General features: G+C 41.9%; 19 protein-coding genes. 14 read left to right on the forward strand and 5 right to left on the reverse strand.

Annotated features, from left to right (window positions below; genetic code table 11):
• Window positions 1-262 precede the first annotated feature (262 nt).
• The 3 genes from AAGC65_RS04540 to AAGC65_RS04550 all read left to right on the forward strand — a co-directional run bounded on the left by AAGC65_RS04540 (window position 263) and on the right by AAGC65_RS04550 (window position 3202).
• Entirely contained in the window at window positions 263-1687 is a 1425-nt protein-coding gene (locus AAGC65_RS04540; protein ID WP_343111227.1) for a glycogen/starch synthase, read from the forward strand.
• Window positions 1684-2946 carry a glucose-1-phosphate adenylyltransferase gene (locus tag AAGC65_RS04545; protein WP_343111228.1) on the forward strand — a complete coding sequence of 421 codons (1263 nt, stop codon included), beginning with the start codon at window positions 1684-1686 and terminating at the stop codon, window positions 2944-2946. The genes AAGC65_RS04540 and AAGC65_RS04545 overlap by 4 nt, the downstream gene beginning before the upstream one ends.
• Before the next feature lie 76 nt (window positions 2947-3022).
• Entirely contained in the window at window positions 3023-3202 is a 180-nt protein-coding gene (locus AAGC65_RS04550; protein ID WP_343111229.1) for a hypothetical protein, read from the forward strand.
• Between the two features lie 74 nt (window positions 3203-3276).
• Here AAGC65_RS04550 and AAGC65_RS04555 read toward each other — a convergent pair whose 3' ends face one another.
• From AAGC65_RS04555 to AAGC65_RS04565, 3 genes are all read right to left on the reverse strand, one after another.
• Window positions 3277-3957, reverse strand: a complete 681-nt coding sequence (locus tag AAGC65_RS04555) for a metal-dependent hydrolase (RefSeq protein WP_343111230.1) — start codon at window positions 3955-3957, stop codon at window positions 3277-3279.
• 115 nt (window positions 3958-4072) lie between these two features.
• Complete coding sequence (locus AAGC65_RS04560) at window positions 4073-4378, reverse strand: YbaB/EbfC family nucleoid-associated protein (protein WP_343111231.1); 306 nt, start codon at window positions 4376-4378, stop codon at window positions 4073-4075.
• Window positions 4379-4477: 99 nt separating this feature from the next.
• Window positions 4478-5692 (reverse strand): serine hydrolase domain-containing protein, encoded by a 1215-nt coding sequence (locus AAGC65_RS04565; RefSeq protein WP_343111232.1) that lies wholly within the window; start codon window positions 5690-5692, stop codon window positions 4478-4480.
• A gap of 109 nt (window positions 5693-5801) precedes the next feature.
• Between AAGC65_RS04565 and AAGC65_RS04570 the strand changes: the two genes are divergently transcribed.
• From AAGC65_RS04570 to AAGC65_RS04605, 8 genes are all read left to right on the forward strand, one after another.
• The gene (locus AAGC65_RS04570) at window positions 5802-6803 is read left to right on the forward strand and encodes a tetratricopeptide repeat protein (protein ID WP_343111233.1); all 1002 of its coding nucleotides are present in this window, start codon (window positions 5802-5804) and stop codon (window positions 6801-6803) included.
• A gap of 63 nt (window positions 6804-6866) precedes the next feature.
• A complete protein-coding gene (locus AAGC65_RS04575; RefSeq protein WP_343111234.1) occupies window positions 6867-7526 on the forward strand; it encodes a DUF6624 domain-containing protein in 660 nt (219 codons plus the stop codon).
• A gap of 97 nt (window positions 7527-7623) precedes the next feature.
• A complete protein-coding gene (locus AAGC65_RS04580; protein ID WP_343111235.1) occupies window positions 7624-8643 on the forward strand; it encodes a tetratricopeptide repeat protein in 1020 nt (339 codons plus the stop codon).
• A gap of 9 nt (window positions 8644-8652) precedes the next feature.
• Window positions 8653-9543, forward strand: a complete 891-nt coding sequence (locus AAGC65_RS04585) for a type II CAAX endopeptidase family protein (protein ID WP_343111236.1) — start codon at window positions 8653-8655, stop codon at window positions 9541-9543.
• Between the two features lie 158 nt (window positions 9544-9701).
• Entirely contained in the window at window positions 9702-11099 is a 1398-nt protein-coding gene (gene fumC, locus AAGC65_RS04590) for a class II fumarate hydratase (protein ID WP_343111237.1), read from the forward strand.
• A gap of 154 nt (window positions 11100-11253) precedes the next feature.
• Entirely contained in the window at window positions 11254-11694 is a 441-nt protein-coding gene (locus AAGC65_RS04595) for a fumarate hydratase (protein WP_343111238.1), read from the forward strand.
• A 1-nt stretch (window position 11695) separates the two neighbouring features.
• On the forward strand, window positions 11696-12490 hold the full coding sequence (locus AAGC65_RS04600) for a S1/P1 nuclease (protein ID WP_343111239.1): 795 nt from the start codon (window positions 11696-11698) through the stop codon (window positions 12488-12490).
• Window positions 12491-12584: 94 nt separating this feature from the next.
• Window positions 12585-13025, forward strand: coding sequence for a low molecular weight protein-tyrosine-phosphatase (locus AAGC65_RS04605; RefSeq protein WP_343111240.1), 441 nt, complete (start codon window positions 12585-12587; stop codon window positions 13023-13025).
• A 133-nt stretch (window positions 13026-13158) separates the two neighbouring features.
• Here AAGC65_RS04605 and AAGC65_RS04610 read toward each other — a convergent pair whose 3' ends face one another.
• Window positions 13159-13671 carry a GNAT family N-acetyltransferase gene (locus AAGC65_RS04610; protein ID WP_343111241.1) on the reverse strand — a complete coding sequence of 171 codons (513 nt, stop codon included), beginning with the start codon at window positions 13669-13671 and terminating at the stop codon, window positions 13159-13161.
• Between the two features lie 144 nt (window positions 13672-13815).
• Between AAGC65_RS04610 and hisS the strand changes: the two genes are divergently transcribed.
• The gene (hisS, locus tag AAGC65_RS04615) at window positions 13816-15186 is read left to right on the forward strand and encodes a histidine--tRNA ligase (RefSeq protein ID WP_343111242.1); all 1371 of its coding nucleotides are present in this window, start codon (window positions 13816-13818) and stop codon (window positions 15184-15186) included.
• 181 nt (window positions 15187-15367) lie between these two features.
• Here hisS and AAGC65_RS04620 read toward each other — a convergent pair whose 3' ends face one another.
• A complete protein-coding gene (locus AAGC65_RS04620) occupies window positions 15368-16921 on the reverse strand; it encodes a bifunctional response regulator/alkaline phosphatase family protein (RefSeq protein WP_343111243.1) in 1554 nt (517 codons plus the stop codon).
• A gap of 265 nt (window positions 16922-17186) precedes the next feature.
• Here AAGC65_RS04620 and AAGC65_RS04625 point away from each other — a divergent pair, with 265 nt between their 5' ends.
• Window positions 17187-18431, forward strand: a complete 1245-nt coding sequence (locus AAGC65_RS04625) for an HD domain-containing protein (protein ID WP_343111244.1) — start codon at window positions 17187-17189, stop codon at window positions 18429-18431.
• Window positions 18432-18558: 127 nt separating this feature from the next.
• Window positions 18559-19602 carry a UDP-3-O-(3-hydroxymyristoyl)glucosamine N-acyltransferase gene (gene lpxD / locus AAGC65_RS04630; protein ID WP_343111245.1) on the forward strand — a complete coding sequence of 348 codons (1044 nt, stop codon included), beginning with the start codon at window positions 18559-18561 and terminating at the stop codon, window positions 19600-19602.
• Window positions 19603-19684: the final 82 nt, after the last annotated feature.

Below are 19684 nucleotides of genomic sequence, written 5' to 3' on the forward strand. Positions count from 1 at the left end.
TACGCTTCGTAATAGCGTATAAGATTTCTCTTTCACTCCACGCTCAATCCCACCCAAGCTCTCTCGAAATGACATTTTTTCTAAAAGTGTTTATTCTCAACACTTATGATATTATTGCTTTTCTCTGCAAATACTTCAAAGCAAACCGCAAAACCTTAATAAGTTTTTTACAATAACTTGCCGAAATTTTAAAAACTATATTAATTATTATGGGTTGCTATTTTAGTATATTGTTTGCTTAAATTGAGCCAATAAAACCTAAATGAAAATATTCCACCTAAGCGCTGAATGTTACCCGGTTGCCAAAGTTGGCGGCCTTGCCGATGTTGTTGGAGCCTTGCCTAAATACCAAAACCAGGCAGGATTGCAGGCTGCTGTTGTAATGCCTTATTACGATAGGAAGTTTACCCGCGAAAACGAATTTGAAATCGTTTTTAATGCGGCTACGCTTTTGGGCAATAAAAGGTATTACTTTGAAATATTAAAGGAAAAAACAAACAAGCTTGGTTTCGAGCTTTTTTTGGTTCACATACCAGGGCTGCTCGATAGGGAAAATGTGTACAGCTATCCTGACGAAAGGGAGCAGTTTATAGCATTTCAGCTGGCTTTTTTAGATTGGATAAGTTACTCACAGCAAACGCCCGACATTATCCATTGCCATGACCATCATTCCGGTTTGGTGCCGTTTCTGCTTTATCATTCTAAATTATACCGCCGGCTGGCTGGCGTGGCTACCATATTTACCATTCATAACGGGCAATATCATGGCGCGTTCAGTTGGGAATATGTGTCGTTACTACCCGAGATTGATTTTACCCAGGCTGGCTTGCTTGACTGGGCCGGTGGTATAAATCCGCTGGCATCGGCAGTAAAATGCTGCTGGAGGTATACTACGGTATCACCTACTTACCTGAATGAGCTCACCATCAACTCCAACGGATTAGAATATTTGTTTTGGATTGAACGGGGCAAGGGTTACGGAATCATCAACGGTATTGATACCGAAGTATGGAACCCTAAAACTGATGCCATGATAGCCTCGAACTTTAACGTAAAAAATCTGGCAAAAGGCAAAGCCGCTAATAAACAGGTAATTTGTGAACGGTTTGGCCTGAATCCCGAGAAACCCTTATTTTCATTTATAGGCCGCCTGGTGGTCGAAAAAGGAGCTGACCTGCTACCCGAAGCCATTGAACGCAGCCTGGTTGAACTGGAAGGCGAAGTTAACTTTGTTATATTAGGTTCGGGCGATGAAGAGATGGAACTGGCCCTGCTGGAACTAAAGGAAAAATACCCGGGCTTGTGCGATGTTTTTATAGGTTATGATGAGGCGCTTGCCCACCAGATCTATGCCGGGGTTGATTTCCTGCTGATGCCATCGCGTGTTGAACCATGCGGCCTTAATCAGCTGTATTCATTAAGATACGGAACTATGCCATTGGTGCGCAGTACCGGCGGCTTAATTGATTCGGTAATTGATTTTGGCGATGAAGGCGGTTATGGTATCCGATTCAATAATGCCAGCGTTGATGATATATGCCTGTCTGTTGCGCGAGCCCATGCCTTATACCAAAACCCTACGCAATTACAATTGTTACGTAAACGAATGATGGCGCTTGATTTTTCATGGGGCCGTTCGGCAAAAGAATATATTGATCTGTATGAAAGCTTAAATCCAACGATATGACATCTAAAGTAATTTCAATTGTACTTGGCGGTGGCCAGGGCAGTCGCTTATCTCCCCTAACTGCAACACGTTCTAAACCGGCTGTGCCTATTGCTGGTAAGTACCGTTTGGTTGATATTCCTATTTCAAACTGCCTGCACGCGGGTATAACACGTATTTATGTGTTAACCCAGTTCAATTCGGCATCGTTGAATAAGCATATCAAAAACACCTATCACTTTAGTAGTTTCAGCGATGCGTTTGTGGATATTTTGGCGGCTGAGCAAACCCCTTCAAACGTAGGTTGGTACCAGGGTACTGCAGATGCGGTAAGGCAAAGTTTGCACCACCTGGCAGTACATGATTTTGAATATGTGCTCATTTTATCCGGCGATCAGTTGTACCAGATGGATTTTGAAGACATGATCAACCAGCATATGGAGGCCGAAGCCGATATCTCTATAGCTACTATTCCGGTTGATGCGGCCGATGTACCGGGCTTTGGTATATTGAAGACGGATGAAAACAACATGGTGACAGCTTTTATTGAAAAACCTAAAAAGGATTTTGAAAGCTGGGCATCTGATGTAAGCGAGGAGATGAAAGCCGAAGGCAGGATTTACCTGGCCTCTATGGGGATCTATATTTTTAACCGTAAACTTTTATATGATCTGCTGGAAGGGAATGACCGTACCGATTTTGGTAAAGAGATCATCCCGCAATCAATAGCCGATTATAAGGTGGCCAGTTACCAGTATGAAGGCTACTGGACAGATATTGGTACTATTCCTTCATTTTTTGAGGCCAATCTGGGTTTAACAGATAATATTCCGAAGTTTAATTTATTTGGTGAAAATGCGATTTATACTCGTGCCCGTATGTTGCCCCCAACTAAAATTTCGGGTACGCTGCTGGAGCACTCTATAGTGGCCGATGGCTGTATTATTAATGCCAAGCAAATTACACGTTCATTGATTGGGATACGCACCCGTATAGGTGTGGATACTACTATTGAGAATTGTTATGTAATGGGAAGCGATAGTTATCAAACCCTGGAGCAAATTGCTGAATTAAAATTGAGCGATTCGCCGATTATGGGTATTGGCGACAGATGCCAGATCAGAAATGCCATTATTGACAAAAACACCTACATTGGTAACGATGTGAAAATAAACGTTGGCGAACCACTGCCCGACGGCGATTTTGGTACGCACACTGTACAGGATGGTATAGTGGTTGTAAAGAAGCGGGCGATTATTCCTAATGGTACTGTTATTTAATGAAAATTAATGAAAACTATTCATAGTTAATTTGTTATATAAGTGGACAAACTATTTAAAACTTAAAAGAAAGACTATGAAAAAGGTACTATGTATGGTTGCTTTAGCAGCAATCTCTTTTGGAAGCGTATTTGCTTATGGAACGCCGGTGAAAACCGGGCACGGTACAATGCAAACCGATACCACTAAGAAAAAATGGAAACACAAAAAAATGAAGAAAGATTCGACCAAGAAAGACACCACTAAAATGAGATAGTAATCTTTCTTCAAAATAAAGAAGCCCCGTAGTTTAATACCACGGGGCTTCTTTATTTTATAAGCTTTTCTGTTCTACAACTCGATAGCTTCGCCTACGGTGAGCAGCTTTAAGTTGAGGCCGGCTTTAACAAACTTCTCAGCCACCTCGTCCTTGTTAATTTCAATAACCGGGAACGAATCATAGTGCATGCCTATGATGTTTTTGCAGTTAATGAAAGCGCTGGCTTTAATAGCGTCATCAGCACCCATTGTGTAGTTATCACCAAGTGGCAAATAAGCCCAGTCCAGGTTATCATCGGCCAAAAGTTTCATATCATAAGTAAGCGCGGTATCACCGGCAAAGTATATGTTTTTACCTTCATTGGTGTACAGTACAAAACCTGCAGGGTTGCCACCTGGTGCGCCATCGGGCATAGTGCTGGAGTGTATGGCGTTAACCATTTTAACACGGCCAAAATCAAAATTAAAGCCGCCGCCAATATTCATACCATGTACATTGTCAATGCCTTTGCTATTAAGCCAGTTGGCAATTTCGGCAATGCAGATAACTTTTGCACCGCTGTTTTTTTGTACCTCGATCAGGTCGGCAACGTGATCGCCATGACCGTGCGAAATCAGGATATAATCAGGTTTAATGGTATTAATGTCAATATCCTTAGCCAGTGCATTGTGGGTAATAAAGGGGTCAAAAAGTATTTTTTTACCGCCTGTTTCTATTTCAATGGTCGATTGTCCGTAATAGGTAGTTTTCATATGGATGTTTGGTTTTTATGAATCCGCAGCAAAATTAAACACTTGCAAACCAGTGTTGCAACATATAACCATTGCGTGGCAAAAAAGTTACAAACAGGCGTTAAAAAACAGGATATTATCTTCCGAACATGCCGCCCAGGTCGCCAAACATGTTTTTGGTCATGGCGGCCATTTCGCTTTGGCTTACATTTTCGGCCTGGTCCATAGCCTTGTTGATAGCTACTACCAATAATTCTTCAATCTCTTCCTTATCGGCATCAGCTAAAAACGAGCTGTCAATTTGTACAGATTGTACTACTTTATTGCCATTAGCTGTTACAGTGATCTTTCCGCCCTCGGCCGATCCTGAAACAGTGATCGCATCCAGGCGTTTTTTTACTTCGCCAGCCTTTTGCTGGGCTTCCATTAATTTATCAAACATGATATTTTTGTTTATGGTTTACGGTGAGTAGTTGATTGAGTTGTTTAATTACGAGAAAACCACTCACACAATCAACCGAATCAACCACTCACCAAAATATTAATCCTCGCTGGTATCGCCGTTACCGGTGTAGGCACTCTTGCGTACTATTGGCATACCGGCGGCCTTGAACAGATCATCCAATTTTAGTAAACTGCCGTTGGCTAAATTAGTTAACAGTACAATGGTGATATCGTTTTTCATATCGCGCAAATAAATGTGTCTGAAGCCGTGCCACCAGCCGGTGTGGTAAATAACCTGTTGTCCCGGCGCGGTAAATGTACGCCAGCCATAACCATAACTAAAGTGACCATGAACCATCGGGTTGCGGGGCACATAGGCCGAATCAAGCGTAGCCTGTTTCAGTAAGCGACCTGCGCGCAAGGCACGGTCGTATAAAAACAAGTCTCCAACGGTGCTGTAAATACCTTTATCGCCCACGGGTCCATCCAAAAAGTTTTGAGCAACGGAGTATTTCCATTGGCCCCTATCATGGCCAACCACATCAACCGGTATTTTATCATATACGGCTTTGGAGTATACATGCGTATGCACCATGCTGGCTGGGATAAATACATTCTGTTTCATGAAATCGGTATAGCTCATGCCGCTCACTTTTTCAATAATGGCACCAAGCACCATAAAGTTGGAGTTATTATACAGAAACCTTTTATTAGGCACGTTGAATGGCCGCGGTTTATAGTCGGCAATCATTTTCATGGCATCGGCGTTGGTTAGGCCTTTGCGCTGGTTAAGGTGCTGGCTGCGGTATATATCGTCAATAAAATAAACGTAATTCATCATGCCCGAGCGGTGGGTAAGCAGCAGGCGTATGGTAACCCCATCATACGGAAAATCGGGGAAGAATTTTTTTACATCATCATCAAGGGTGAGTTTACCACGCTCCAATAACATCAAAATAGCGGTGGAGGTCATGGTTTTGGTAACCGAAGCCAGCTCAAACTGCGAGCTTAATTTCAAACTGTCGCGGTGCAGGTAATCGGCCCAGCCTATGGCGTTTTCATAAACTATTTTTCCTTTTTTCGCTACCAGCACATTGCCATTAAAACCACGGGTGCGGTGCAGTTCTTTCATCACCTCATCAATTCTTTTATCGGCATTTTTGGGGTTATAGGCCAGCAGAGTGGTGGTATCTAAAGGCTTGCTGTTGGCGGGGCTTGCGCTTGTACTTTTATCGTTATTTTTTGACTTGCAGGATGTTAAAATCAATAGGGAAGCGGCAACTGATAGCAGGCCTTTGTACACTAATCTCATAAATAAATTTCTCAACTTAAACGAATGCGAAAATTAGAAATTATAATGCAGGTATGAATTAAACTTTTAAATTTTTTCGTTTAGATAATACTCTTTGTATGTTTAATGCATGAATACTGTGAAAAAGATAGGTTTAATTATACACATTTTGTTTTTGAGCTTCTTTGCTTATGCGCAGGACACATCAGTTAGCGAACTGATAAAGCAGGGCATTCAACTGAATAACAGCCACGATTATGCCGGTGCTATTGAAAAATATAAGCAAGCGCTAAATACCGAACCTTACAACCCGCAGGCTAATTACCAGATGGCTTTTAGCCTATCGGCAGTAGGTAAGGGTACTGAAGGTATACCCTATTTAAATAAAACCGTAGCAAGTAGCAATAACTTTACCGGCCCTGCTTATGAACTTTTAGGTAGTATTTATGATGCCGCCAAACAACCGCAGCAAGCTATTGATGCCTATAAAGCTGGCATAAAAATTAAGCCCGATTACCAGCCATTGTATTTTAACCTGGGCCTGGCCTATTTCCGGGCCAAACAATTTGCTGATGCCGAGCTGGCGGCAACCGAAGCCATTAAGCTCGATCCGAAACATACCAACAGTCAGCGTTTATATGCATTGGTGTGTTTCCATCAAAACAAGCGCGCGCCTGCCCTGCTGGCATTGTGCAGCTTTTTATTGCTGGAACCCGATGGCTCACGCTCGGCCGAGGCTTATACCAATATGCAAAGCATTTTAAAAGGAGGCACGTTGAAAACCGAAAAAGCAGATGCCGCTACCATTGCCTTAAATAAAGCACTTTCAACTTCGGTGGCAACTACAGATAACAAAAAATACGCCTCTCCAGCCGACCTGCTGGCAGCTCAATTAAAGGCGGTGTTTTTGGCGGTTGGTCAGCTGGCCGAAAAACAAACAGGGAACGATTTTTTCAGGAATTACTACGCATCCTTTTTTTACAAATTGGCCCAAACGGAGCATATGCCAGCCTTTGCCCGGCTTATGGATATGAGCGCTAATAAAGCAGCGGATACGCAATGGCTGCAACAAAATGAGGATAAGCGAAAGGCATTAGAGACTTGGGTGAGTGGACAAGAAAGAAAGTTTTAAGGTGAAATAAGTTTTTAAGATATAGTGCGTTAAATTGACTAAACCTTTAGTTATTCACAATTTATGAAACCATCTATTCTTATCTTATTCCTTTTTACTTCATTTTCAGGCTTTAGCCAGCAGAAGCTTAATCCTTTTTTAAAACAGCAAATGGACAGTGTTATGGTGCTCGATCAGAAGTATAGGGAACAATTAACCTTGTTAATGGAGCCCGGAAAAAGGGACTCGGTTGCCAAAAATTTATCACTTTCGATTGCCGAGGCGATGAATCATTATTCGGCTTTGCAAAACCGTCTGGATTCGGCGAATGTTGTTTTTGTTGAGCGGGTATTTAAAGAATACGGGTATCCCGGCAAGACACTTATAGGTGAGCCAGCTAACAAATCTGCCTGGAATATAATTCAACATTCATCCAAGATTGATCAATATTTACCCATCATTAAAAAAGCTGCCGATCATAAGGAGTTGCCTTATTATCTATATGCCATGATGATTGACAAAGATCTGACCAATCATCATAAAGAGCAAATCTATGGAACGCAGGCCGTTTGTCAACGGCTACTTAAAAACGGGAAAGATATAGGGTGCTATATTTGGCCTATTAAAGATCCCGATCAGGTAAATGCCCGTCGTAAAAAAGCAGGTTTTGAGCAAACAGTTGAACAAAATGCTGCCAGATTGGGTGTTAAATACAAAGTGGTTAAAATAGAAGAAGTTAAATAAGGTTTGTTTTAATACACTAACTTTTGAGTGTATGGATTAAATGAAAATAAAGTTTCAACATGCTTTCTTTTTTAGGTAGCTGTGTTTAAATTTAAGCATGAAAACCTATCACAAAATTTTACTGCTATTTTTATTTGCGTGCTTTTCAACTTTTGCGTTCGGGCAAAATACCGATGCCGCCAAAGCATTAATTAAAGAAGGCATTGAGCTGCATGATGCCGGAAAGTACGATGAAGCCATATCCAAATATCAGGAAGCTTTAAAGTTAGATGCCGAAAATATGAGTGCCATGTATGAGTTGTCATACACTATGTGCAGTTCCGGCAAATCTAAGGATGCCATCCCGTATCTTGAAAAACTTACCACAACTCATAAAATGGCCCCGGCTTTTGATTTGCTCGGAAGCACCTACGATGATGATGGACAATTTGAAAAAGCGGAAGCTTGTTATAAAGCCGGGATGAAAGCGTTTCCCGATTTTCAGCGCTTGCATTTCAATTTGGCTATGGCTTATTTACGGCAAAAAAGATATCCAGAAGCCGAAACCTATGCCATTGAGGCTATAAAAATGGAACCTAAACATCCTGGCAGTCAGCGGGCTTATGCAATGGCTACTTATGGCGAAGAGAAGCGGGGCGTTTCACTTTTAGCCTGGTGCAGTTTCTTGTTGCTGGAGCCCCAAACAAAACGGTCTGAAGAAGCTAACCGGTATATACATGATATTTTAAATTATGGTATTAAACAAACAGGCGAAAAAAGCGTGACTATCAATGTAGCCCCATCAGATATAGAAGGACCTAACCTCATGATGCCGATATCTATTTTAGCAGCAACCTCAGATAAAAAGGGATTAACAAAAGCAGATTCCTTATCGTTGCAATTGAAAAACCTGTTTAATATATCAGAGAGTTTTACAGGCAAAAAAGCTGATCCATTTTATAAAAGCTTCTTTTCTGATTATTTCAAGAAACTCGCCCAAACCGATAACATGCCCGCTTTTACCCGCCTGATTAGTTTAACTGCGAACAAAGACGAAAACTTGCAATGGTTTAAAGATAACAACATCAAGCTATCAGCCCTTGAGGCCTGGGTAGGTGGACAGGAAAGAAAGTTCTAAAAAATGAGAATGGACACTAACGAACCAAACGAATTAATCAATGCCCCAAATAGTAATCAAACCTCTGCAACTTTTGCATATCCTAATTTAAAAGCAGTTATCAGGCTGTTTTTTGTGTTGCTATTTTACATGATTGTTGGCTTGATAATTTTAAGCTTTTTTCTCCACGAAGTTCAAAGACCGAGTTCGCAGTTACTGAGATCATTCTTGAATTTGTTATTCTATGTTTTTGCACTTTTATTAACAATCAGGTACGCATCCAAAAAAATTAAAAGACAACAGAAATCCTCTTTCAACATTAGTTTTAACAGAGTACAAGCTTGGCTTGTACCGGTAGTTATAATTAGTACATTAGCTTTAGTTGTTGGTTTACAAGGTATTTCTAACTTGATACCTATGCCTCCATCTGTGCAAAAATTCTTTGCGATGGCATTCAAAAAAGATGCTTTTTCTGTTGCCAACATTGCGATTGCAGCTCCTGTATTGGAAGAAATATTATTTCGAGGGATGGTGTTGAAAGGGCTGTTAAAAAATTATGCTCCCCTTAAAGCCATTTTAATATCAGCAATATTTTTTAGCCTGATTCACCTAAATCCCTGGCAAGCTTTCCCCGCTTTTTTTGGTGGCCTGTTTTTGGGATGGGTGTTTTACAAAACGCGATCAATTATTCCTGGTATGATAATACATGCTACGATCAACACTACTGGGGTTATGTTTATGTTTTTACCTAAAAATCAGCAAGGTTTTCTGAATTTGCTTGGTATGCCTTATTATATCATATTATGCGTATTTTCTGCCTTGACATTTGTTTTAGGATGTGTTGTTATTCATAAAAAATATCCGAATAACATATATCAAAACTCTGAGGATAATTTGATAAACGATGTAGTTGTTAAATAAGCATTCATATTTTTAAACTTACGAAGTTTTTAAAACTTCGTAAGTTTCCCGATGACCTATTACCCAATCATCCCCTATATCAAAAAGATTACCATTTCCCTCTCCCTTACTTCATATAAAACCATAACTTTGCCCCTGCTAAAAATTATAATACTACCATGAGTTTCAGAACCGAACACGATACCATGGGCGAGGTACAGGTACCTGCCGATAAATACTGGGGAGCACAAACAGAACGTTCACGCAATAACTTTAAAATTGGTCCGGAGGCATCAATGCCTAAAGAGATCATTGAGGCGTTTGCTTACCTGAAAAAAGCTGCCGCTTATACCAATACCGATCTGGGCGTATTGCCTGCCGAAAAACGCGACCTGATAGCACAAGTTTGCGACGAAATTTTAGCCGGATCATTAGCTACTGAATTTCCGCTGGTAATTTGGCAAACCGGCTCGGGCACGCAATCAAACATGAACGTGAACGAGGTTGTAGCCAACCGTGCGCACGTATTACAGGGTAATAAACTGGGCGAAGGCAAAACCTTTATCCACCCTAATGATGATGTAAACAAATCACAATCATCAAACGATACTTACCCAACCGCTATGCACATCGCGGCATACAAAATACTGATTGATGTAACCATCCCCGGTATTGAAAAACTGCGCGATACCCTGCAAGCTAAAGTTGAAGCTTTTAAAAATGTGGTAAAAATTGGCCGTACCCACCTGATGGATGCTACACCGCTAACCTTAGGTCAGGAATTTTCTGGTTATGTATCGCAACTGAACCACGGTTTAAAAGCCTTGCGTAACACGCTTGATCACCTGTCTGAGCTTGCCCTTGGTGGTACTGCCGTTGGTACAGGTATCAACACGCCAAAAGGTTATGATGTAAAGGTGGCTGAGTACATTGCCCAGTTCACCGGTTTGCCATTCATTACTGCCGAAAATAAATTTGAAGCCCTTGCCGCTCACGATGCCATTGTGGAAAGCCACGGCGCGCTGAAACAAATTGCCGTATCGTTAATGAAAATAGCTAATGATATCAGGATGCTGGCTTCTGGTCCGCGTTCAGGTATTGGCGAAATTCATATTCCGGATAATGAGCCGGGATCATCCATTATGCCGGGTAAGGTTAACCCGACCCAAAACGAGGCGGTTACTATGGTAGCAGCACAGGTAATGGGTAACGATGTTGCCATATCTATCGGTGGTTCAAACGGTCATTACGAGCTAAATGTATTTAAACCGGTTATGGCTGCTAACTTTTTACAGTCGGCCCGTTTAATTGGTGATGCCTGTGTATCATTTAATGACCATTGCGCGGTTGGCATCCAGCCAAATTACGAAGGCATCAAAAAGCACTTGGAGAATTCACTGATGCTGGTAACTGCGCTTAACCCGCACATCGGTTACGAAAATGCGGCAAAAATTGCTAAAACCGCATTGAAAGAAAACAAATCATTACGTGAAGCCGCTATTGCGCTGGGCCTGCTAACCAGCGAACAGTTTGACCAATGGGTTAAACCCGAAGAAATGATAGGCTCATTAAAATAAGAACCTCACCCCAACCCCTCTCTGCACAGAGAGGGGCTTTTTATTGAACTTGCAGTTTATGCAAATAAAATTCCGTATTAAATATTTTCCTTTACGCTCCCGGCTTTCAGCCCTCGGCCTTTTGCTTTTAGCTCTTAGTTTTCACGCCTGTACCATGAACCCGGATACACAATCTGTTGGAGAAAAATATGTACAGGGTGAGTGGCAACAGGATTCTGTGCCGGCACAAAAACGCCTGGTTTCCTATTCATTATATACGCTTAAATTTAGCTGCGATTCTTTTTTTGTGAAGATCAGCTCATTCAGCAAAGTGAATTACGGATCGGATACCTGTATGAATAGCGGTCACTGGGCCGAATATATCAAAGGTACCTATTCACAAAAACTGGATACCCTGCACCTGAAAGGTGAGTTTTGTAATGCCGATGGTAGCTATAAGGACGAAAAAGGCTGTTTCCGCTCGGGCGAGTATGAGGAGTATTTTAAAGTGAAGCAAAAAAGCGATTCGCTTATTCAGTTTGCAAGTACATCAAACGTTATACCCATTAACGCGCATTTAATAAAACGTACCAGCTGTGTTCCAAAACCACTATAACATGAAAAAACATTTTTTTAAACAAATCCTGATCCTTATTGCATTGTTTTATTTGCCTTTGCAAAGCATGGCATGGGGAACAAACGGTCACCGTATTTGCGGCCAAATAGCCGACAGCTATTTAACTCCAAAAGCCCGCGCGGCCATCAAAGCCATTTTAGGCAATGAATCAATCGCCATCACGAGTAACTGGGCCGATTTTATTAAGTCAGACCCGAATTACAGGTATCTGTACAACTGGCATTTTATTGATCTGGATAAAACTTTTACCTATCCCGAACTGCAGGAATATTTAAAAGCAGATACCGCGACAGATGCCTATACCAAAATGAATTTTTTGATAGCAGGGTTAAAAAAGAAAGACATTACCAAAGCCAACAAATTGCTTTACCTGCGCATGCTGATCCACATTGTTGAGGATGTACACCAACCTTTGCACACCGGCCACACCCAGGATAAAGGAGGCAATGATGTTAAGGTACAATGGTTTGGAAAAGATACCAACCTGCACTCTGTATGGGATAGCGAACTGATAGATGCGCAGCAATTAAGCTATACCGAGTATGCGGCCATGATCAACCACACCACAGCTGCTGAACGTGCCCAGCTGCAAAAAGCGCCAATTAGTGAGTGGCTGTATGAAAGCAATCAGCTTGCCGAAAATATATATGCAGGTGTTACCCCCCACGAAAACCTGAGCTACAAATACAATTTTAAATATATCGAATTGCTTAACCACCAAATGCTGAAAGCCGGTGTACGTTTAGCAGGTATATTGAACCAGATATTTGGATAATTAGTGAATGGTTGATTAGGTGAGTGGAGAATGGTTAAAAGACCGTCATAGACCACTCACTTAATCAACTTATTCAACCACTCACCTTACAAGCATGAAAATACTAATGGTTTGCCTGGGTAATATATGTCGTTCGCCGGTGGCGGAGGGTGTAATGCAGCACCTGGCGGAGGAGGCTGGTCTGGACTGGGAAGTTGATTCGGCCGGTACAGGCAGTTGGCATATTGGTGAAGGGCCCGACAGACGATCAACCCGGGCAGCGCGTAATCATGGAATCGACATCAGCAAACAAGTTTGCCGCCAGTTTAAAACCAGCGACTTTGACGAGTTTGATCACATCTTCGTGATGGATAAAAATAACCTGACGGATGTTATTTCGCTGGCCCGTAATGATCAGGATATCCAGAAAGTAAAACTATTGCTTGGCGATAAAGTGGTCCCCGACCCTTACTATGACGATAACCAATTTGAACCCGTTTTTGAACTGATTGAAGGTGGTTGCAAAGATATTATCAGGAGGTTGACGAAAGGGTAATTTCATTCGTGTCATTGCGAGGAGGAACGACGAAGCAATCGCGAACTGTGCAGAATCTCTCTGTAAAGTTCGCGATTGCCACGCTTCGCTCGCAATGACAAAAAACGTGGTATTACTGCACTGAAAAAGCTTTCTAAGCGGGAACCACTTTACTCACCTTAAAAAACGGTAAACTTTCCCCATACCAAAAAGCCCGGCCATGCTGAATAAAACCTGCCTTAGCCAATACTTTTTGCGACGCGGCATTATCGGGATGTGTTACCGCGCAAATTTCTTTTAAGCCGGCATCATTAAGCCCATAAAATACCAGTGCTTTGGCCAGCTCGGTAGCAATGCCAGCTCCCCAGTATTTGAGGTGCAGGCGGTAGCCCAGTTCAATACGTGTGCTATCGTACTCGCTGTAGTTGAGTATACAAACGCCAATAAAGTCGTTATCAGCAAGGTTAAATATCCCCCACCGGCCCAGTCCTGATCGCTTTTCATAATCTCTGAGGGTATCTTTAAAAACCTTTTTGCTTTCCTGCTCGGTACGTTTTTTTACATAACGGGTAAGGCGAGCATCGGCATCAAGGTCTAATAACAATTGTTCGTCTTCGGCTGTAAATTCGCGTATCAACAAGCGCGAGGTTTGGGCGATAATGTTCATGGTAACCCAAAAATAGATTATTATACAGGTGATAGGGTAAACGGATTGTCATTTAAGCTTGGATATTCCTCGCAGTAATCCAGAATTTGCTTCAGGATCTTTAAATCCGCTAATTCACAAATGTGAATTATGTACATTTGCCGCATGGCATCCATTAAACCATCTGTACCCAAAGGCACCCGCGATTTTTCACCTACCGAAATGGTGAAACGTAACTATATTTTTGATACTATTAAAAGCGTGTTCCGTAAATACGGCTACCAGCAGATAGAAACGCCGACGATGGAAAACTCATCTACCCTGTTAGGTAAATATGGTGAAGAGGGCGATAAGCTGATATTCAAAATATTGAACAGTGGTGATTATTTGGCCAAGGCTGATGCAGATAAATTGGTTGCAAAAAACTCCAACGCTATAGCCTCAGAAATTTCTGAAAAAGCCCTGCGCTATGATCTTACCGTACCCTTTGCCCGCTACGTAGTGCAGCACCAGAACGAGATCACTTTTCCGTTCAAGCGTTTCCAGGTGCAGCCGGTTTGGCGTGCCGACAGACCTCAACGTGGCCGTTACCGTGAGTTTTACCAGTGCGATGCAGATGTGGTAGGTTCAGATTCATTATTGAATGAGGCCGAGTTTATCATGATCTACGATGAAGCTTTAGGTAAACTCGGACTGAAAGATTTTAGCATCAAAATCAATAATAGAAAAATACTATCGGGTATTGCTCAAATTATAGATAAAGCTGATAGTATTATTGACCTAACGGTAGCCATCGATAAACTGGATAAAATAGGTTTGGATGGCGTGACTAAAGAACTGATAGAACGCGGTTTTACAGAGGCTGATATCGACAAAATAAAGCCCGTTATCCTGCTGGAAGGTTCCAATGAAGAAAAGCTGCTAAGTCTGCGTGAGGCGTTGGCTTCATCAGAGATCGGCTTGAAAGGCTGCGACGAAATTGAAACGGTATTCAGCTATATTAAAAGCTGCCCGCTGCAAACCGCTAAACTGGAACTGGACATTACTTTGGCGCGTGGGCTAAACTATTACACCGGTGCCATCTTCGAGGTGAAAACCAATGAGGTGGCTATGGGCAGCATCGGCGGTGGCGGCCGTTACGACGACCTTACTGGGATGTTCGGGCTTAAAGGCCTTACCGGCGTAGGCATATCATTTGGTGCCGACCGTATTTATGATGTATTGGAAGAATTGAACCTGTTTCCGGCCGCGGCAAATCAAAGCACACAAGTACTTATCTGTAATTTTGATAAAGAAGGTGAATTATATGGCTTGCCATTGTTACAACAACTACGCCGCCAAAACGTGAATGCCGAGCTTTATCCCGCAGGAGCTAAGATCAAAAAGCAAATGGAATATGCCAATAACAAAAACATCCCATACACGGTAGTAATTGGCAGTGAAGAGATACAAAGCGGCTTGCTCGCCTTTAAAAATATGACCACCGGTGAGCATGAAAAACTGACCGCCGCACAGATTGTAGAACGGTTAGCATAAGCTATTGTCAATTGCGAGCGTAGCGTGGCAATCGCAAACTGTAAAAATTGAATCTGCAGAGTTCGCGATTGCTTCGTCGTTCCTCCTCGCAATGACAATAGGATAATAAAAAAGGGCAATCATTTTAGAATGATGGCCCTTTTTATATCAAAAGTTCCCCCTTTAGGGGGGTAGGGGGCTTTTATTTAGGCCCGTAGGTAACTATTGGGATAATCATCTCTTCTAACGAGATGCCGCCGTGCTGGAAAGTTTCGTTATAAAAATTCACAAAGTGGTTGTAGTTATTCGGATATACAAAGTAGCTGTCTTCCTTTGCAAATACAAAGCTTGAGCTCAGGTGCAGCTTAGGTAGCATGGCATCGTGCGGGTTGCGGATGTGGAATACTTCCTTGGCGTTATAGTTTAGGTTTTTACCTTGTTTATAGCGCAGGTTGGTATTGGTATTCCTGTCGCCTACAATTTTACTTGGGTTTTTAACACGAATGGTACCATGATCGGTAGTGATGATCACCCTTACCTGTTTCTGGGCCAAAAATTTAAGCAGGTCAAACAAAGGCGAGTGTTCAAACCATGACAGGGTTAAAGAGCGGTAAGCGGCATCGTCGCTGGCCAACTCACGGATCATCTGCATATCTGTACGGGCGTGCGATAGCATATCAACAAAGTTATATACCACCACGTTCAGTTCATTGTTCATCAGGTTACTTACCGATTCGTTCAATGCCCTGCCCTCGTCAATATTCAATATTTTATGGTATGAGTATTTGCACTCTTTGCGCAGTACGCGTTTCAAATGATCGGCAATAAACTCAGATTCGTACAGGTTTTTACCGCCCTCGTCCTCGTCGTTTTGCCACATGGTAGGGTAACGTTTTTCCATATCCAAAGGCATCAGGCCCGAGAATATCGAGTTGCGGGCATACTGGGTAGCGGTTGGCAGAATGCTGTAGTAGGTATCTTCCTCCTCCATTCTGAAGTACTCAGATATGATTGGGTTAATCACCTTAAACTGATCGTACCTGAGGTTATCAATCAATATAAAAAACAGCGGTCCGCTGCCATCAAGTTTAGGGAATACTTTCTTTTTAAATAACTGGGGCGAGCTGGTTGGTGCAAATTCCGGGTTCTTGATCCAGTTTAAATAGTTGCGTTCAATAAACTTGCAAAACTGTACGTTGGCCTCGGCTTTTTGCAGGGTTAATATTTCGTGCATGCCGGCGTCTTCCAGTTTTTCCAGCTCCAGTTCCCAGTAAATCAATTTTTTGTAAACGTCAACCCATTCCTGATGACTCAGGTTGTCATTGAGGGTCATACCCAGCGTACGGAAATCCATCTGGTAGGCCATAGTTGTTTTTTCAGTAACCAGGCGCTTATTTTCCGTCAGTTTTTTAATGGTAAGCAGTATTTGTTTAGGATGTACCGGTTTGATCAGGTAGTCATCTATCTTGGAGCCAATGGCATCCTCCATCAAATATTCCTCCTCGTTTTTGGTAATCAGTACAATAGGTACATCGTTGTTCAGATTCTTGATCTGCTGCAGGGTTTCCAGGCCGGTTAAGCCGGGCATGTTCTCGTCCAGAAAAACCAGGTCGAAATAGTTTTGCTTGAACGCGTCAACGGCATCGTTACCATTGGTTACGGTAGTTACTTTGTATCCTTTTTCGTTTAAGAAAAGTATATGTGGCTTTAAAAGGTCAATTTCATCATCGGCCCATAAAATGGTGGTGTCTTGCATAGTAGTATCTGTATTAAAAGAATATCTGAATCAGGATATACAGAATTTAAGAATTTTTTGAATGTATAAATAGTTAGGCTAATCAAATAACGACTTGAAACTGCTTTGATCCCGATAATTCTTAAATTCTATATATCCTGATTCAGACCAATAAACCTCAAAGCAATGGTTTTGTTGTTGATAAGTAAAGGTATTAACAAAAATTAACAAACATGGTGAGCTTATTTTACCTTTGTTTTACATTTTTGCACTGTAAACTACCAAATTGAACAAAAAGAAAATTATAAACGATCCGGTCTACGGCTTTATCAGTATTCCAACCGAGTTGGTATTTGACCTGATCCAACATCCGTATTTTCAACGGCTAAGGTATATTAAACAGCTGGGCATGACCCACCTGGTATATCCCGGAGCTTTACACACTCGTTTTCATCATGCCTTAGGCGCCATGCACCTGATGGATATGGCCATCGAAACCCTCCGAAATAAAGGGCACAATATTAATAAGGAAGAGGAAGAAGCCCTAACCATTGCCATTTTATTGCATGATATTGGACACGGCCCATTCTCGCATGCCCTGGAGCGCTCCATTATTCAGGGAGTGGCCCATGAAGATATATCGGCCATGCTCATGAATAAACTTAATGAGCAGTTTGAGGGCAAATTAACTATGGCCATCAGTATTTTTAATGATACTTATCCGCGCAGGTTTTTGCATCAGCTGGTATCAAGCCAACTGGATATGGACAGGCTCGATTATCTGAACCGCGATAGCTTTTTTACCGGCGTGTCTGAAGGTGTTATCAGTTCAGACCGTATCATCAAAATGCTGAACGTGAAAGATGATCATGTGGTAGTTGAGGAAAAAGGTATTTACTCTATCGAAAAATTTTTAATAGCCCGCAGGCTCATGTACTGGCAGGTATACCTGCATAAAACCGTAATAGCCGGCGAAGAGCTTTTGGTACGGGTATTTAAGCGGTGCCGTGAGCTTACGGTGCAGGGCCATGATCTGTTTGCTACCCCGGCCCTTAAACATTTTATAAAAAACAAGATAAGCCGGGATGCGTTTATGAACGAAGATCATCACCTGGAAATATTTGCCAGTTTAGATGACGCCGATATCATGTCGGCAGTAAAGGTGTGGGCAGAGTATCCTGATTATGTGTTATCTACTTTGTCAAAAAACTTGGTGCAGCGCAATCTGTATCATGTAGATATTACCAGCCAGGAGCCCGAAAAAAGCTTTGTTGATCAGCTGAAGCAACAGGCCATGAAGCAATATGGCGTTAGCGAACATGATGCATCGTACTTCGTTTTTACAACCTCCATACGTAATAATGCGTACACGGCAGGCGACGGCAATATAGGTATATTAATGAAGGATGGCCGGGTGCATGATATTACCACAGCCAGTGATAATTCAAATTTAGAAGCATTGGCAAAAACGGTAAAAAAATATATTCTTTGCTACAGTAAGGATTTATTGGAAGATAGGAGTCATAGGTAACGATGTTAAGTGATAAGTTTTTGAGGAAAAATGAAGATATTATTAAGTATCTGACTCAAAACCCGCTGCTTAATACTCCTAACTCATTAATAATTTGCTGCTTTAATTTTAACATTTAAATTTGTCGATGCAATTTACTGCTCAGGAAATAAGTTTATTGCTCAACGGGACTGTTGAGGGTGATGCTTTTGTAACGGTTGATAAACTGGCTAAAATAGAAGATGGGGGCGCCGGAAGCCTTACATTTTTGGCCAATCCAAAATACGAACAGTTTTTATATACTACCAATGCCTCGGTTGTTATAGTTAATAACGATTTGGAGCTTGCCGCTGAAGTTAAGTCAACCCTGATCAGGGTTGAAAACGCTTACAGCGCTTTTTCGGTTTTGCTTGAAAAGTATAATACCATAAAGCTTAATAAACAGGGCATCGAACAGCCATGTTTTATACACCCATCTGCACAGGTTGGTGAAAACGTGTATATAGGGGCATTTGCCTATATTGGCCCGGGTGTCAGGATTGGCGATCATTCTAAAATATATCCAAATACTTACATTGCCGATAATGTTACCATTGGTAAAAATGTTACCTTGTTTGCTGGTGTAAAAGTTTACTTTGACTGTGTTTTAGGTGATAATGTAATTATTCACGCAGGTGCGGTTATAGGCAGCGATGGTTTTGGTTTTGCTCCTGCTGCCGATGGTACTTACGCCAAAATAAGCCAGATAGGCAATGTAATTATTGAGGATGGCGTAGAGGTTGGCGCTAATACCACTATTGACCGGGCTACAATGGGCTCTACTATTATACGTGAAGGAGCCAAAATAGATAACCTGGTTCAAATAGCCCATAATGCCGAAGTTGGAGCGCATACGGTTATAGCGGCCCAAACAGGTATATCAGGCAGTACTAAAATTGGTAAAAATGCCGTTATTGGAGGCCAGGTGGGTATTTCAGGGCACTTAAATATTGCCAACGGTACGCAGTTATCTGCCCAAACAGGCATTAACAGTTCCATTACCGAAGAGGGTAAAGCCTGGGGTGGCACACCTTATATGCCTTATAAGGATTATCTGCGGGCGCATGCCAGGCTCAGAAAACTGCCCGAACTGGACAGAAAGGTTTATGAGCTTGAAAAATTAATAGAAGAACTCAGAAAAGGTGATCATTAGTTCATCGGTTCACTGGTTCATTGGGCTTTTCCAATGATTTAATGAACTATGTACCAATAAACAAATGAACTAATGTACCAAT

This window comes from Mucilaginibacter sp. (assembly GCF_039207105.1).
GTDB lineage: Bacteria > Bacteroidota > Bacteroidia > Sphingobacteriales > Sphingobacteriaceae > Mucilaginibacter.

What these genes read in the sequence shown, in the direction of transcription:
- AAGC65_RS04540 (WP_343111227.1), top strand. Translation starts at nt 263, where the DNA reads ATGAAAATATTCCACCTAAGCGCTGAATGTTACCCGGTTGCCAAAGTT.
- AAGC65_RS04545 (WP_343111228.1), top strand. Translation starts at nt 1,684, where the DNA reads ATGACATCTAAAGTAATTTCAATTGTACTTGGCGGTGGCCAGGGCAGT.
- AAGC65_RS04550 (WP_343111229.1), top strand. Translation starts at nt 3,023, where the DNA reads ATGAAAAAGGTACTATGTATGGTTGCTTTAGCAGCAATCTCTTTTGGA.
- AAGC65_RS04555 (WP_343111230.1), bottom strand. Translation starts at nt 3,957, where the DNA reads ATGAAAACTACCTATTACGGACAATCGACCATTGAAATAGAAACAGGC.
- AAGC65_RS04560 (WP_343111231.1), bottom strand. Translation starts at nt 4,378, where the DNA reads ATGTTTGATAAATTAATGGAAGCCCAGCAAAAGGCTGGCGAAGTAAAA.
- AAGC65_RS04565 (WP_343111232.1), bottom strand. Translation starts at nt 5,692, where the DNA reads ATGAGATTAGTGTACAAAGGCCTGCTATCAGTTGCCGCTTCCCTATTG.
- AAGC65_RS04570 (WP_343111233.1), top strand. Translation starts at nt 5,802, where the DNA reads ATGAATACTGTGAAAAAGATAGGTTTAATTATACACATTTTGTTTTTG.
- AAGC65_RS04575 (WP_343111234.1), top strand. Translation starts at nt 6,867, where the DNA reads ATGAAACCATCTATTCTTATCTTATTCCTTTTTACTTCATTTTCAGGC.
- AAGC65_RS04580 (WP_343111235.1), top strand. Translation starts at nt 7,624, where the DNA reads ATGAAAACCTATCACAAAATTTTACTGCTATTTTTATTTGCGTGCTTT.
- AAGC65_RS04585 (WP_343111236.1), top strand. Translation starts at nt 8,653, where the DNA reads ATGGACACTAACGAACCAAACGAATTAATCAATGCCCCAAATAGTAAT.
- fumC (WP_343111237.1), top strand. Translation starts at nt 9,702, where the DNA reads ATGAGTTTCAGAACCGAACACGATACCATGGGCGAGGTACAGGTACCT.
- AAGC65_RS04595 (WP_343111238.1), top strand. Translation starts at nt 11,254, where the DNA reads ATGAACCCGGATACACAATCTGTTGGAGAAAAATATGTACAGGGTGAG.
- AAGC65_RS04600 (WP_343111239.1), top strand. Translation starts at nt 11,696, where the DNA reads ATGAAAAAACATTTTTTTAAACAAATCCTGATCCTTATTGCATTGTTT.
- AAGC65_RS04605 (WP_343111240.1), top strand. Translation starts at nt 12,585, where the DNA reads ATGAAAATACTAATGGTTTGCCTGGGTAATATATGTCGTTCGCCGGTG.
- AAGC65_RS04610 (WP_343111241.1), bottom strand. Translation starts at nt 13,671, where the DNA reads ATGAACATTATCGCCCAAACCTCGCGCTTGTTGATACGCGAATTTACA.
- hisS (WP_343111242.1), top strand. Translation starts at nt 13,816, where the DNA reads ATGGCATCCATTAAACCATCTGTACCCAAAGGCACCCGCGATTTTTCA.
- AAGC65_RS04620 (WP_343111243.1), bottom strand. Translation starts at nt 16,921, where the DNA reads ATGCAAGACACCACCATTTTATGGGCCGATGATGAAATTGACCTTTTA.
- lpxD (WP_343111245.1), top strand. Translation starts at nt 18,559, where the DNA reads ATGCAATTTACTGCTCAGGAAATAAGTTTATTGCTCAACGGGACTGTT.